This window comes from Streptomyces sp. NPDC060205 (assembly GCF_042728395.1).
In the GTDB taxonomy this organism is placed as follows: domain Bacteria; phylum Actinomycetota; class Actinomycetes; order Streptomycetales; family Streptomycetaceae; genus Streptomyces.
The window spans coordinates 1-13,987 of record NZ_JBHWZP010000252.1 but is presented as its reverse complement, the minus strand read 5'-3'; the positions used below and the strand labels follow the sequence as shown (position 1 = coordinate 13,987).

Here is a 13,987-nt window from a genome sequence, read left to right as displayed (position 1 = left end):
GTCACCCCGCCCTTGAGGCCTGGGGCGCGCCCCACCCGGGCGACTACACGCTGAATTTGTTTGATCTCCTTTGGTGTGTCCTGGGTTTGGGCGGGTGGAGTCCTCGGGGCGGGGGACGGCCCGAAGGCCCTCCCCGGCCCGAGCCGGTGCTGCGAATTACGTCAGCGGACGTGATCCACGTCGACGAGGTCGACGCGGACACCACGGCCGCCGATGGCGCCCACGACGGTACGCAGAGCGCGTGCGGTGCGGCCGTTGCGACCGATCACCTTCCCGAGGTCGTCGGGGTGAACCCTGACCTCAAGAACGCGTCCGCGGCGCAGGTCGCGCGAGGCGACCTGCACGTCGTCCGGGTTGTCGACGATGCCCTTCACGAGGTGCTCAAGAGCCTCCTCAAGCATGCTCAGGCCTCGGTCGACGCGGACTCGGCAGCAGCCTCGTCCTTCTTCTCAGCCTTCTTCTTCTGCGTGATGGCCTCGCCCTTGCTGTCGTCGTCGCCGCCCAGGGCGTCGAACAACGGGCGGGCGGCCTTCGGCTCGGCGACGAGCAGCGGCGCCGGGGCCGGCAGGCCCTTGTGCTTCTGCCAGTCGCCGGTCAGCTTGAGAATGGCGAGCACGGGCTCGGTCGGCTGCGCGCCGACACCCAGCCAGTACTGCGCACGCTCGGAGTCGACCTCGATGCGCGACGGGTTCTGCACCGGGTGGTACAGGCCGATCTCCTCGATGGCCCTGCCGTCACGGCGGGTACGGGAGTCGGCGACGACGATGCGGTAGTGAGGCGCGCGGATCTTGCCCAGACGCTTCAGCTTGATCTTGACTGCCACGGAAGTGGTGTCTCCTGGTCTTGACGGGGTTGGGCACGGCGAGATTGCCGCGTGGGGTTGCGGTACCCGAGTGCCCGATGGACGCGTCAGCCGGAGGAGAGAGGGGTCCTGTGCGGCTGCGAGTACAGCTGACCATTCTGCCACACCCTGAAGGGCACCTCGACCGAGGCGTTCGCGGGCAGCCCCGGGCGGGCCCGCGGCACCGCCGGGCCCTGTACGGGTGTCGCCGTCGAGGTGGGCCGTCGCACGAGCCGGCATCCACGAAATGCCGCCGCGCTCTTCCGCACCACCCCGGCGGGACGACGGCCCGCCGCTGTGTCAGCCGTCCGCTCAGCCCGCTGCCGCGCCGACCACCTCCGGGATGCGGAACGGCTTCCCGCACCCTCCGCACACGATCGGCGCCTGCGCGAGGACCGACGGCACGACGCGGACGTTGCGCCCGCAGTCGCAGACCGCCTTCACGCGCACGCCTCCTCCGGAGGAACCGTGCCGGGCCGCCGGGCCCCGGAAGCTGCGGGCCGTGTCGGCGGCGGTCGCGACCGTGTGCGCCTTGAGGGCGCGCTGCAGCCGCTCGATCGTCGGGCGGTAGCGCCGCTTCGCCTCGGGGTTGAGCGTGACCAGGGAGAAGCCGCTGCTGGGATGCGGTTCCTCGGGGTGGTCCAGTCCCAACTCCTCGGCGATCGCGAGGAATCTGCGGTTGTGGTACCGGCCGGCGCGGGAGGTGTCGCGGACACCTCGGGCGGCGGCGATGCCGTGGACTGCCTCGTGAAGCAGTCGTTCGAAGGAGAGTTCGTGTCCGCAGGCGGACGACGACTCCCCGATCAGGGACTCTGGCGCGGCAAGATCGGGCAGCTCGGGGTGGTGCCGCTGAATGTCGGCCCACGCCCCTGCCAGCTCTGCGGCGAGAACAGGTGGTGTCGTGCTCACGTAATGACAACGAGCCGAGGTGCCTCTGTGTTCCTATTCCGGGGCATCCCAAATATTTTGCACGTACCCGTCAGTTGCCGCTGATGCGTCCTGACGAGGGCGGGTGCGCTGATCTGCGGAGAAGCCTCACAGTTCCCACCGAGCCGGTACGTAGTGACGTGTACGTCCGGGCCAGTAGGCGCCGTCCGCGCACCGGGGCACCTGAGGTCGGCGGATGCGCAAGAGGCGATTCGGTCCTTCTCGCGACGGAATGCCGGGGCCCGGTCGACGCGGGCCGCGACAGCGACGTTACCGGGTACGTCCTCGGCGCGGGGCACCGGCCCGTCCCCGGTCTCCAGACACCGTACGGTCCCGCGCGGCGGCCGGTCGACGAGTTCGTGGACCTTGGCCGGAACCGCATCGCCGGCCACGAAGGCGGGAACCACGACCTGTGGGGGCCGGGCACGGCGACGCACCCGCAACCCGCTGTCATCGCCGTACGGCACGAACAGGCCATCCACCGCGCGAGCGCGTCCGCTGCGGCCGGCATCCGCCCACTGATCGGCAAGGAGCGGTGGGCGCACATGTTGCCGGTATGTGAATTCTCGCGGCGCGCGCCGATGGTACGCAAACCGGGCTCCGTAACCCCTGGACGCCACGACGAGCGCGGAGTTTCCTGGCATACGGGGGGAGTGCGAGCGCACTGCACGGGGGTGAACGAACGGGGCACAAACGCAACTCTCGGCGGATTGGGGCACATTCGATGACACCTACGCTCGTGCGGCAGCACCTACCTCACTCGGGGGCTGCGCCCCAGGTGGATCAGTGGGCACGCGCGCGTGACTGGGCCGAGATTCAGGAGCGGATGCTCGTACCGCTCTACGAGGCCGTCTACGAGCGACTCGAAGTGGGTTCCTCGACCAGGCTGTTGGGGCTCGGCTGCGGGTCCGGCCTGGCGCTGCTGATGGCCGCGGCGCGGGGCGCGTCGGTCACCGGTCTGCAGGCCCACGCGCCGGAGCGGCTGGCCCTCGCGCGGGAGCGTCTGCTCCCCGGGGCGTGGGGCACGCGTGCGCGTGCCGGCGCGCGGCTCACGGACGGGGAGCCGGCGGACATCGACGACGTGGCGTCGGCCGCGTACACCCTGGTGACCGCTTTCGAGCCGGTCGGATGTGTGGCCGGTGACTCCGAAGGCCTCACCGAGGCGCTGGCGGCGGCGAGTCCACTCGTCGGCCGAGGGGTTCCCGTGGTCCTCGCGGGCTGGGGGCCTCCGGAGCGGTGTGCCACGTCCTCGGTGCTGCGGGTCGCCGCGAAGCTGGCGGATCCCCTGCGGGGTGCGGGCGGTTGGCGCCCGGCCCTGCGTGACGACCTGGAGGAGGTCGCCCAGCGGGTCGGCCTCCGGCCCGACGGGTCCGGGCGGGTCGCGTGTCCCTTCGGGTACGCGGACGTGGACAACGCGGTACGTGGGCTGCTGTCCACGGGGCTGTTCGACGGGGCCGTCGCCGCCACGGATCCCGAGCAGGTCGACAAGGAGGTGCGGGAGGCTCTGCATCCGTACAAACGGCGGGACGGGACGGTGTGGATGCCGAACGTCTTCCGCTACCTGGTGGCCCGGACGGCCTGAGGGTTTTTACGCCCCCGCCGCCCCTACCCATTCCCGTCCACGCATGGGGGCTGCGCCCCCTCGCCCCCCTGATCGCGCTGCGCGCTCGTCCTCAAACGCCGGACGGGCTGGAAGATTCGCGGGCGTGCTGAAGATCTCCGGCCGTCCGCGACATCTCAGCCCGTCCGGCGTTTGAGGACCGGGGGTTCGGGGGCAGCGCCCCCGAGGCAGGTACGGGAACGGGTAGGGGCGGCCGGGGCGAGAAAAGTCCTCAGCCCATGAACTTCTTGAACTCGTCGGGGAGTTCGAAGTTCTGCGGCTGCTGCTGGCCGCCCGGCAGGCCGAGCGCCCCGCCCGCCTGCTGGCCCGCCTCACGCCGAGCCGCAGCCTCTTCCTCCTGCTGCTTGCGCTTCATCGGGTTGCCGGACCGCTGCTTGCCCTTGCTCTTCTTGGGCTGCTTCTTCGTCCGGCCGGCCCCGCCGCCCATGCCCGGCATCCCGGGCATCCCCGGCATGCCGCCGCCCTGTGCCATGCGGGACATCATCTTGCGGGCCTCGAAGAACCGCTCGACCAGGCCCTTGACCGCGCTGACCTCGACACCGGAACCCTTGGCGATACGCGCCCGCCGCGAGCCGTTGATGATCGTCGCGTCCTGGCGCTCGGCCGGGGTCATCGACTTGATGATCGCGGCCGTACGGTCGACGTCACGCTCGTCGAGGTTGCTGATCTGGTCCTTGATCTGACCCATGCCGGGCAGCATGCCGAGCAGCTTGGAGATGGAGCCCATCTTCCTGACCTGCTCCATCTGGGCCAGGAAGTCGTCGAGCGTGAAGTCCGCGCCCTTCTTGGAGGCGAGCTTCGAGGCCATGGCCTCGGCCTCCTGCTGCGAGAAGGTCTGCTCGGCCTTCTCGATCAGCGTGAGCATGTCGCCCATGCCGAGGATGCGGGACGCCATGCGGTCCGGGTGGAACGCGTCGAAGTCGTCCAGCTTCTCGCCGTTGGAGGCGAACATGATCTGGCGGCCGGTGACATGCGCGATGGAGAGCGCCGCACCACCGCGGGCGTCGCCGTCGAGCTTGGAGAGGACCACACCGTCGAAGCCGACGCCGTCGCGGAAGGCCTCCGCGGTGTTGACCGCGTCCTGGCCGACCATCGCGTCGACGACGAAGAGGATCTCGTCCGGCGAGACCGCGTCGCGGATGTCGGCGGCCTGCTGCATCAGCTCGGCGTCGATACCGAGGCGGCCCGCGGTGTCGACGATGACGACGTCGTGCTGCTTCTGCTTCGCGTACTCGACGGAGTCCTTGGCGACCTGGACCGGGTCGCCGACGCCGTTGCCCGGCTGGGGCGCGTAGACGCCGACGCCCGCGCGCTCGCCGACGACGCTCAGCTGGTTCACCGCGTTCGGGCGCTGGAGGTCGCACGCGACGAGCAGCGGAGCGTGTCCCTGGCCCTGCAGCCACTTGCCGAGCTTTCCGGCGAGCGTGGTCTTACCGGCACCCTGCAGACCCGCGAGCATGATCACGGTCGGCGGCTGCTTCGCGAAGCGCAGCCGGCGGGTCTCGCCGCCGAGGATGCCGACGAGCTCCTCGTTGACGATCTTGATGACCTGCTGGGCGGGGTTGAGGGCCTGTGAGACCTCGGCCCCGACGGCCCTCTCCTTGACCTGCTTGATGAAGGCCCGGACGACCGGCAGCGCGACGTCCGCTTCCAGCAGGGCGATACGGATCTCGCGCGCGGTGGCGTCGATGTCCGCCTCGGACAGGCGCCCCTTGCCGCGAAGGTTCTTGAATGTCGCTGCGAGGCGATCGGAGAGAGTGTCGAACACGGCGGTCGCGAATCCTCAAGTAGGGGGCAGGGGGGCAGGTCCGCCCTCCAGAGTATCTGCCCGCGCCAGAAAGGGTCTCCACCCCGTCGTCACAGGCTTCGGCCCCGAACGGGCGAGCCCCGCGCACTGGGGCGCGGGTCTGTGCCATCGTGCGGCTCAGCCGCGGGGCGCGCCCAGCCACGGCGGACCGGCAGGCGAAAGACAAGCCGAGCCAACCCGAGCCGAGCGGCAGCGCCCCGTCACTCCCGCAACGTGTCCTCCAGCGCCCGCGCCAGCGAAGCCGCCTGCTCCCCCGGCAAGGGGGACCCCTCTGGCCCGGTCACATAGAACGCGTCCACCGCGTTGGCGCCCAGCGTGGACACATGCGCACTGCGCACCCGCACCTGCGCGCTCTCCAGCGCCCGCCCGATCCGGTGCAGCAGCCCCGGTGCGTCATGGGCGCGCACCTCGATGACGGTGGCGAGCCGGGACGCGGCGGAGGCCACGCTCACCCGGGCCGGCGGCGCCACGATGCCCCGCCGGCGCGGATAGGCCGCGTCCCGCTCGGCCAGGCGCCCGGCGATGTCGAGGGACCCGTCGAGGGCGCGTACGAGATCGGCGCGCAGGCGGGCGGCCTGCGGCAGGGACCCGTACTCGGCGGCCACGCGCCAGTCGAGCAGCAGGACGGAGCCGGAGACGCCGTCGGGCAGTTCCAGGGCCCGCAGTTCCGCCGTCCGCACGGTGAGCCGGTGCATGGCGAGGACGCCCGCCACGGCGGGCAGGACGCCCTTCTGGTCGGGTACCGCGATGACCAGTTCCACGCCGAGGGGCTCGGGATCGCGGTCCTCGGCGGGCTCCTCGGCGGGCGGTTCGGTCTGGGCGCGCAGCGCGAGCACGGGGCCGCCGGTGCGCAGCGCCTCGATGGCGAGGCGTTCCTGTTCGGCGGTGGGTGCCGCGGCCTCGGGCTCCTCGGGCTCGTCCCCGGCGAGCGCGGCGGAGACCCGCTTCACCAGGTCCGCGACGAGGGAGGCGCGCCAGGAGGACCAGGCGGCCGGTCCGGTGGCCAGGGCGTCCGCCTCGGTGAGCGCGTGCAGGAGTTCCAGCGTGCCCTGCGAGCCGACCGCCTCGGCGACCGCGCGTACGGTCGCCGGGTCCTCCAGGTCGCGTCTGGTCGCCGTCTCGACGAGGAGCAGGTGATGGCGTACGAGCGTGGCGAGCACGGCCACGTCCGTGCGGTCGAAGCCGATGCGGGCCGCCACGTCCCGGGCGATGATCTCGCCGGCCACGGAGTGGTCGCCGGGCCAGCCCTTGCCGATGTCGTGCAGCAGCGCGGAGACGAGGAGGAGGTCGGGGCGGTGGACCCGGCGGGTGAACTCGGCGGCGCGTACGGCCGTCTCGATCAGGTGGCGGTCGACGGTCCAGATGTGGACGGCGTTGCGCTGCGGCCGGCAGCGCACGCGCTCCCAGTCGGGGAGCAGCCGGGTGATCAGCCCTTCCGCCTCCAGGGCCTCCCAGACCTCGATGGTCGAGGGCCCGGAGCCGAGCAGGGTGATGAGCTGCTGGCGGGCCTCGGCGGGCCACGGCGTGGGCAGCGGACGGGCCGCGGCGGCCATGCGGCGGACCGCGTGCAGCGAGAGCGGCAGGCCCGCCTGGGCTGCCGCGGCGGCGGCGCGCAGCGGCAGTACGGGGTCGCGGTCGGGGCGGGCGGCCCGCGCGAGGACGACCTCGCCGTCCTGCTCGACGACACCCTCGGCCAGCGGGGAGCGTTCGGGAGCGGGCTTGCCGCCGCCGAGCATGGCGCGCAGCCGCGGCCGTACGGCGCGCGACCGCAGCACGCGCCCCACCTCGCGCCAGGTGACGTCACTGGCGTACGAGACGACGCGGGCGGCCTCGTAGACCTGGCGGAGCAGGGTGTCGGCGTCCAGCAGGCCGAGTTCCGCGGCGACCTGGTCCTGTTCCTGGAGGGCGAGGCGGTCGGTGGCGCGGCCGGTGGCGAGGTGCAGGGCGTCCCGGACGTCGAGGAGGCTCTTGCGGGCGTCTGCGAGGCCCTCGCGCGGGGCGTCGGCGAGCCAGGAGGCGGCGACGGCGCGCAGGGCGGTGGCGTCGCGCAGGCCGCCGCGGGCCTCCTTGAGGTCGGGTTCGAGGAGGTACTGCAGTTCGCCCTGGCGCTCGGCGCGTTCGGCGCACAGTTCCTGGAGTTCGGGGAGACGTTTCGGCGCCTGGTTGCGCCAGTCCGCGAGGACGGCCGTACGCAGTCCTGCGGTGAGGCCGAGGTCGCCGGCGATGTGGCGGGCGTCGAGCAGCCCAAGCTGCACCTTGAGGTCCTCGCCCGCCGTCTTTCGTGCCTCGGCGGGCGTGCGGACGGAGTGGTCGAGGTCGAGGCCGAGGTCCCAGACGGGGTACCAGATGCGGTCGGCGAGGGAGGCGATGGCTCCCGAGTCGGCGCCGCCGTCGTGCAGGAGCAGCAGGTCGAGGTCGCTGCGCGGGGAGAGTTCGCCGCGGCCGTAGCCGCCGACGGCGACGAGCGAGACGCCGCGCAATTTCTCGGCGCCCGCGTCGAACAGGCCGGTGAGCCAGTCGTCGGTCAGTTCGGCGAGGGCCGAACGGCGCGGCGGCCCGGACCGCGCCCCCTCCTGGAGGAGGCGCAGCCGGGCCGCCGCGTAGCCGCTGGGTCCCGAGTCCTCTGCTTCTGTACGCACGTCCGTACTCGTCACCCAGTGGCTCCTGTTCGTCTGCTGACTACAGCGCGTCGGGTCCGCGCTCGCCGGTCCGGACCCGGACCGCCGTCTCGACCGGGACGGACCAGACCTTGCCGTCCCCGATCTTGCCGGTACGGGCCGCCTTCACGATGACGTCGAGCAGCTGCTCGGCGTCGTCGTCCTCGACCAGCACCTCGATACGGATCTTGGGAACGAGGTCGACGGTGTACTCGGCACCGCGGTAGACCTCGGTGTGGCCCCGCTGACGACCGTAACCGCTCGCCTCGGTGACCGTGAGGCCGTGGACGCCGAAGGCCTGGAGGGCCTCCTTGATCTCGTCGAGCCGGTGGGGCTTGACGACGGCGGTGATGAGCTTCATGCGTCCACCTTCTTGCTCGCGGCACCGGCGACCGGGGCGGGCGGCGTGGTGCGGGTGGCGGCGCCGCCACCGGCACCGCTGAAGTCGTATGCGGTCTCGGCGTGCTCGGCCTGGTCGATGCCCGCGATCTCGTCGTCCTCGGGGACGCGCATCCCGATCGTCTTGTCGATCAGGAAGGCGAGTACCGCGGAGGCCACGAGGGAGTAGGCGAGGACACCGAAGACACCGGCGCACTGCTTCCAGAACTGGTCGAGGCCGCCGCCGTAGAAGAGGCCGGCGACGTCGGACTGGCCGCCGCCGGTGGCGAAGAAGCCGATCAGCAGGGAGCCCGCGACACCGCCGACGAGGTGGACGCCGACGACGTCGAGCGAGTCGTCGTAGCCGAACTTGTACTTGAGGCCGACGGCCATGGCGCACAGCACACCGGCGATGGCACCGACCGCGATGGCGCCGAGCGGGGAGACCGCGCCGCCGGACGGGGTGATCGCGACCAGACCGGCGACCGCGCCGGAGGCGGCGCCGAGGGTGGTGAACGCGCCGTGGCGGATCTTCTCGTAGGCGAGCCAGGCCAGCATGGCGGCGGCGGTGGCGACCTGCGTGTTGACGAACATCAGCGCGCCGACGCCGTCGTCGTTGCCGAGCCAGGAGCCGGCGTTGAAGCCGAACCAGCCGAACCACAGCAGACCGGCGCCGAGCATCACCAGCGGGAGGCTGTGCGGGCGCATCGGGTCCTTCTTGAACCCGACGCGCTTGCCGATCACGAGGATCACGCCGAGCGCCGCGGCACCCGCGTTGATGTGGACCGCCGTACCGCCGGCGAAGTCGATGACGCCGAGTTCGAAGGCCCAGCCTCCGGTGCCCCAGACCCAGTGGGCGACCGGGAAGTACACGACCGTGGCCCACAGGGCGATGAACAGGGACCAGGCGGTGAACTTCACGCGGTCCGCGAGGGCGCCGCTTATCAGGGCGGGCGTGATGATCGCGAACATCAGCTGGAAGACGGCGAAGACGTAGATCGGGATGGTGTAGCCGTCCCAGAGCTCCACCTTTCCGATGCCGCTGAGGCCGACGAAGTCCGAGGACCAGCCGATGACGCTGCCCGAGTCGGTACCGAAGGCGAGCGAGAAGCCGTAGAGGACCCACAGGATCGTGATGATCCCCATGCTGATGAAGCTCATCATCAGCATGTTCAAGGTGCTCTTGACCCTGACCATGCCTCCGTAGAAGAAGGCGAGTCCGGGAGTCATGATCAGCACCAGGGCGGAACAGATGAGCATGAATCCGGTGTTGGCGGCAGACAGCGTGGGAGCGTCTGCGGCAAGCGTGATGGCTGGTGCCATCGGCGTCTCCTCGTCGTTGGTACGGCCCCGTGCGGGCGAAGCCATGAGCGGTTGTGAGGGGTGGGCCGGTTATGTGCCAGAGATTGGCGCAGCGCCGTTTCGACCGGAGCCCCTGCATGTTTCGCCCGGGTGACGAAGAGAACGTGCGTGTTACGCGTCGATGAACCGCCGGATTGCGGCGCTCCCGATCGTTATCGTGGCGCAACCTTCCACCGGACCCGCCCTGAGTCTTTACCGGCCGCCACCTCAGCCATCGATTGAGCGAGCTCAACGGCGCCCGGCCACCTCCGCGGGAGCGGCGCCGGCTCAGGCGCACAAGCCAGACCGGCCGCGGCCTCCGTCCGATGACCTGGCATGGGGGAGCCGAGTCGGGCTGTTATGGACGGTGGCCGCGGCCGGCGTACTGGGGGTCAGACCGCCTCGGCGGTCTCGGGCAGGTCGATGGCCAGCTGATCGGTCAGTTCGATGACCGCGGCGAGGTCCCCGAAGTCGCGTACGGCCGTGTCGACTGTTTTTCGGATACGAGTGTTGACCCGCTCCGAGCGCACTTTCTTGGCGATCGTGAGGGCTTTGCGCACCAGGACCGTGCTCTGCTCGGGTTCTCGCCGCAGGAGGTGCACCGTGCCCATTCCGACGAGGTTGAGCGCGTATGAACGCTGGTGTTCGGCGTCCTTCTCGAAGAGGTCGACGGCCTTCTGCATGACGGGCTCGGCCAGCGACGCGTACGCGGGGCTGCGGCCGGCGACATAGGCGAGGTCGCGGAAGGAGTGGCTGTTCTCGCCGTGCAGCTCGGCCTCGGAGAAGAAGCGGATCCAGTCGGCCTCGGGCTCGTCGAACTCCTCCGCGTCCTCGAAGGTGTCCTCCGCCATCCGGACGGCCCGCTTGCACTTCCCGGGCTGCCCCATGTTGGCGTAGGCGCGGGCCTCCATCGCATACAGCATGGACTGCGTACGAGGACTCGCGCAGTCGCGGCTGCCGTACTGCGCGAGGTGGATCAGCTCCAGCGCGTCGTCCGGCCGCCCCAGGTGGATCATCTGGCGGCTCATGCTGGAGAGGATGTACGAGCCCAGGGGCCGGTCGGCCGCTTCCTTGGCGGCGTGCAGGGCGAGGACGAAGTACTTCTGCGCGGTGGGCTGGAGCCCCACGTCGTAGCTCATCCAGCCGGCCAGCTCGGCCAGTTCGGCGGCGACCTTGAACAGCCGCCTGGTGGTGGCCTCGGGCTGCGGCTCCTGGAGGAGGTCGGTCACCTCGTGCAGCTGGCCGACGACCGCCTTGCGGCGCAGACCGCCGCCGCACTGCGCGTCCCACTGGCGGAACATGACGGTGGTGGACTCCAGGAGGTCCAGCTCGGGCTGGGAGAGCCTGCCGGGGCGGCGCGAGGCGGCGGCGGAGGGGGCGGGCTCCGCGCGGGGGGCGGTGGGGCTGGGCACCAGCCAGCGCTGCATGGGCTCGATGAGCGTGGGGCCGGCGGAGAGGGCGAGGGACGTGCCGAGGAAGCCGCGGCGCGCCAGCATCAGGTCGCTGCGGGAGAACTCGCTGATCTGGGCGACCGTCTGCGGGCCGGTCCAGGGCAGGTCCACACCCGACACGGACGGTGAGCGGTGGGCCGCGCGCAGGCCCAGGTCCTCGACGGCGACGACACAGCCGAAGCGCTCGGAGAACAGCTCGGAGAGGATGCGCGGGATCGGCTCGCGCGGATTCTCCCCGTCGAGCCAGCGGCGGACGCGCGAGGTGTCCGTCGAGATGTGGTTGGCGCCCAACTGGCGTGCTCTGCGGTTGACCTGGCGCGCCAGCTCGCCCTTGGACCAGCCGCTGCGCACGAACCACGAGCCCAACAGTTCATTGGGGCGTTTGTCCGTGCCAGTCGCGGTCGTCCCGCTTCCGCCGTTGCCGCCCACTGGAACGCCCCCATCCCTGAACCCACTTGCGCGCTGTATGCGCCAAGCCCTACCAGAATGCCGGTAAACAGGGCCGCCCGTCCGGCTGTTCTTACCCATCGAACGGGAAGCCGAGTTGCCTCCGGCATACCCACGAGTGCATGCGTCCCCAGGACCTGTGCACTCACAGTAATCCTACGATCACCGCTCCAGCCATGGCGATCCCTGAAACGCCACCATTCGCCACCCCTTCGAATGAACTCGCGGTGGCCGCCACGCGATTCACTTGACACATGACGGCTGGAAGTGGGCGCAACGACGCACACCGGGGCGCGCGAAGCGGACCGCACCACCCGTGACGCACCCGGGCGCCACCTTCGAACGGCGCGCGGAGGGGAACGGAGAGTACGGACGGCAACCGAGAGTCACGAATTGATTCCGTGACGTAACCACGGACACGCTGGACCCGTTGGAGGGGGCATGGATTTCACGATCGGCGGCATCCGCGAAATTCGGTCCGGCTCGCGTCGCCGCGGGCGCTCCTCGGAGTGCACCGCCGTGGCCGAGTTCACCGGACTGTGGGGCTGGGACGTGGTGCCCGGGGCCCGGGCGGCCGCGGGCGCCTGCTCGTGCGGCCGTGCGGACTGCGCCCGACGGGGCGCGCATCCCCTGGACTTCGCGCCCGTCGTCCCTGCGCGGGCCACCCTGGACGAGGTGACGGAGGCCTGGGGCGAGTTCCCCGGCGCCGCGGTGATGCTCCCCGTGGGTCGCGCCTTCGACATCATCGAGGTCGCCGAGTCCGCGGGTCGCCGGGCCCTGGTCCGGCTCGAACGGATGGGTCTTCCGCTGGGCCCCGTGACCGTCACGCCCGAGGGCCGCGCCCACTTCTTCGTCGCACCCGGCGCGGCGGCCGAACTGCCCCAGCTGCTCTACCGCATGGGCTGGGACGACGCCATGCTCGACCTGCACGGCCTGGGGGCCGGTACGTACATCACGGCCCCGCCCTCCGACCGCGGCGGCCTCGGCCCGGTCCGCTGGCTCCGCTCCCCCGCGCTCGACTCGGCGACGAAACCGCCGGCCGCGCGCCTGCTGCTGGGAACGCTGGCGTACGTGGCACACCGCTCACGCGCATAGTTCGGGCCGCACAGAGCTGTCGGCACAGGCTTCCTCGACAGAGGCCTGCCGATACGGAAGGGCCCCACTCCATCTGCACCATGGAGCGGGGCCCTTCATCACGCGCGTACGGGTCGTACGCGTTCTCACTCTCCGATAAGGGCATCCACGAACGCTTCCGGCTCGAACGGCGCCAGGTCGTCCGCGCCCTCGCCCAGACCGATGAGCTTGACGGGGACGCCCAGCTCGCGCTGTACGGCGATGACGATGCCGCCCTTGGCCGTGCCGTCGAGCTTGGTCAGCACGATGCCGGTGATGTTGACGACCTCGGCGAAGACGCGGGCCTGCACCAGACCGTTTTGACCGGTGGTGGCGTCCAGGACGAGCAGCACCTCGTCGAGCGGCGCGTGCTTCTCGACGACGCGCTTGACCTTGCCGAGCTCGTCCATCAGGCCGGTCTTGGTGTGCAGCCGGCCGGCCGTGTCGATCAGTACGACGTCGGCACCCTCCTGGATGCCCTCCTTGACCGCGTCGAAGGCGATCGAGGCGGGGTCGCCGCCCTCGGGACCGCGTACGGTACGGGCGCCGACGCGCTCGCCCCAGGTCTGCAGCTGGTCGGCGGCGGCGGCCCGGAAGGTGTCGGCCGCGCCGAGCAGCACGTGCTTGCCGTCGGCGACGAGCACGCGGGCGAGCTTGCCGGTCGTGGTGGTCTTGCCGGTTCCGTTGACCCCGACGACCATCACGATGCCGGGCGTGTCCAGCGGCGACTCGGTGTGCACCGTGCGGTCGAAGTCGGGCACCAGCAGCGTGAGCAGTTCCTCGCGCAGCAGGCCGCGCAGTTCCTCGGGCGTACGGGTGCCGAGCACCTTCACGCGCTCGCGCAGCCGCTCGACCAGCTCCTGGGTGGGCTGCACGCCGACGTCGGCGGTGAGCAGCGTGTCCTCGATCTCCTCCCAGGTGTCGTCGTCGAGGTGCTCGCGCGCGAGGAGCGTGAGGAGCCCCTTGCCGAGCGCGTTCTGCGAGCGGGAGAGCCGGGCGCGCAGCCGCACCAGGCGACCGGCGGTCGGCTCCGGGACCTCTACCTCGACCTCGGCCGGGGCGGTCGCCGAGGCGTCCGGAAGATCCACCTCCTCTATCGTGCGGCGCGGTTCGTCGCGCGGCGTCTCGGCCTCGTCGCCGACGTGCGGCTCGGCCGGCGGTGCCGTGATGTCGGGGGCGGCGGGGGGCGGCGGGGGCAGCTGCTTGCGCCGGCGGCTGCCGACGACCAGGCCGCCGAGCGCGCCGATCACGACCACGGCGATGACTACAGCAAGGATGACGATTTCCATAACGCCCCCAGTATGCGCGACCACCCCACGGCCCGCCCGCACCGTGTTTCGCGCCCCCGCCGCCCCTACCCTTCCCGTCACTGACTCGGGGGCGCTGCCCCCGAACCCCCGGTCC

11 protein-coding genes are annotated in these 13,987 nt (G+C 71.2%); 2 read left to right on the top strand and 9 right to left on the bottom strand.

What is annotated here, in order from left to right; all coding sequences use genetic code 11:
• Positions 1 to 161: 161 nt before the first annotated feature.
• The 3 genes from ACFWGJ_RS32585 to ACFWGJ_RS32575 all read right to left on the bottom strand — a co-directional run bounded on the left by ACFWGJ_RS32585 (position 162) and on the right by ACFWGJ_RS32575 (position 1,750).
• Positions 162 to 401 (bottom strand): RNA-binding protein, encoded by a 240-nt coding sequence (locus tag ACFWGJ_RS32585; protein WP_005479813.1) that lies wholly within the window; start codon positions 399 to 401, stop codon positions 162 to 164.
• A 2-nt stretch (positions 402 to 403) separates the two neighbouring features.
• The gene (gene rpsP / locus ACFWGJ_RS32580) at positions 404 to 823 is read right to left on the bottom strand and encodes a 30S ribosomal protein S16 (protein ID WP_107021809.1); all 420 of its coding nucleotides are present in this window, start codon (positions 821 to 823) and stop codon (positions 404 to 406) included.
• Between the two features lie 330 nt (positions 824 to 1,153).
• Positions 1,154 to 1,750 carry a hypothetical protein gene (locus tag ACFWGJ_RS32575; RefSeq protein WP_107021810.1) on the bottom strand — a complete coding sequence of 199 codons (597 nt, stop codon included), beginning with the start codon at positions 1,748 to 1,750 and terminating at the stop codon, positions 1,154 to 1,156.
• A gap of 742 nt (positions 1,751 to 2,492) precedes the next feature.
• Here ACFWGJ_RS32575 and ACFWGJ_RS32570 point away from each other — a divergent pair.
• Entirely contained in the window at positions 2,493 to 3,350 is an 858-nt protein-coding gene (locus ACFWGJ_RS32570; RefSeq protein ID WP_387331853.1) for an SAM-dependent methyltransferase, read from the top strand.
• A gap of 250 nt (positions 3,351 to 3,600) precedes the next feature.
• Here ACFWGJ_RS32570 and ffh read toward each other — a convergent pair whose 3' ends face one another.
• From ffh to ACFWGJ_RS32545, 5 genes are all read right to left on the bottom strand, one after another.
• Positions 3,601 to 5,157, bottom strand: a complete 1,557-nt coding sequence (gene ffh / locus ACFWGJ_RS32565; RefSeq protein WP_387331851.1) for a signal recognition particle protein — start codon at positions 5,155 to 5,157, stop codon at positions 3,601 to 3,603.
• Positions 5,158 to 5,396: 239 nt separating this feature from the next.
• Positions 5,397 to 7,850: a [protein-PII] uridylyltransferase gene (locus ACFWGJ_RS32560; RefSeq protein WP_387331849.1), complete on the bottom strand. Its 2,454-nt coding sequence runs from the start codon at positions 7,848 to 7,850 to the stop codon at positions 5,397 to 5,399.
• Positions 7,851 to 7,875: 25 nt separating this feature from the next.
• A complete protein-coding gene (locus ACFWGJ_RS32555; protein ID WP_055510557.1) occupies positions 7,876 to 8,214 on the bottom strand; it encodes a P-II family nitrogen regulator in 339 nt (112 codons plus the stop codon).
• Positions 8,211 to 9,554 (bottom strand): ammonium transporter, encoded by a 1,344-nt coding sequence (locus ACFWGJ_RS32550; RefSeq protein ID WP_387331847.1) that lies wholly within the window; start codon positions 9,552 to 9,554, stop codon positions 8,211 to 8,213. Before ACFWGJ_RS32550 ends, ACFWGJ_RS32555 begins: the two co-directional genes overlap by 4 nt.
• 410 nt (positions 9,555 to 9,964) lie before the next feature.
• Complete coding sequence (locus ACFWGJ_RS32545; protein ID WP_387331845.1) at positions 9,965 to 11,452, bottom strand: hypothetical protein; 1,488 nt, start codon at positions 11,450 to 11,452, stop codon at positions 9,965 to 9,967.
• Between the two features lie 459 nt (positions 11,453 to 11,911).
• On the opposite strand from ACFWGJ_RS32545, the gene ACFWGJ_RS32540 reads away from it, so the two are divergent.
• Positions 11,912 to 12,565, top strand: coding sequence for a bifunctional DNA primase/polymerase (locus ACFWGJ_RS32540; protein ID WP_387331843.1), 654 nt, complete (start codon positions 11,912 to 11,914; stop codon positions 12,563 to 12,565).
• A 125-nt stretch (positions 12,566 to 12,690) separates the two neighbouring features.
• Here the strand turns inward: ACFWGJ_RS32540 and ftsY are convergent, their stop codons facing one another.
• Positions 12,691 to 13,872 (bottom strand): signal recognition particle-docking protein FtsY, encoded by a 1,182-nt coding sequence (gene ftsY / locus ACFWGJ_RS32535; protein WP_387331841.1) that lies wholly within the window; start codon positions 13,870 to 13,872, stop codon positions 12,691 to 12,693.
• Between the last annotated feature and the right edge of the window lie 115 nt (positions 13,873 to 13,987).

Excerpts from the sequence above, each read along its gene's own strand:
- ACFWGJ_RS32585 (WP_005479813.1), bottom strand. The coding sequence starts at position 401 with ATGCTTGAGGAGGCTCTTGAGCACCTCGTGAAGGGCATCGTCGACAAC.
- ACFWGJ_RS32570 (WP_387331853.1), top strand. The coding sequence starts at position 2,493 with ATGACACCTACGCTCGTGCGGCAGCACCTACCTCACTCGGGGGCTGCG.
- ACFWGJ_RS32555 (WP_055510557.1), bottom strand. The coding sequence starts at position 8,214 with ATGAAGCTCATCACCGCCGTCGTCAAGCCCCACCGGCTCGACGAGATC.
- ACFWGJ_RS32550 (WP_387331847.1), bottom strand. The coding sequence starts at position 9,554 with ATGGCACCAGCCATCACGCTTGCCGCAGACGCTCCCACGCTGTCTGCC.
- ACFWGJ_RS32540 (WP_387331843.1), top strand. The coding sequence starts at position 11,912 with ATGGATTTCACGATCGGCGGCATCCGCGAAATTCGGTCCGGCTCGCGT.
- ftsY (WP_387331841.1), bottom strand. The coding sequence starts at position 13,872 with ATGGAAATCGTCATCCTTGCTGTAGTCATCGCCGTGGTCGTGATCGGC.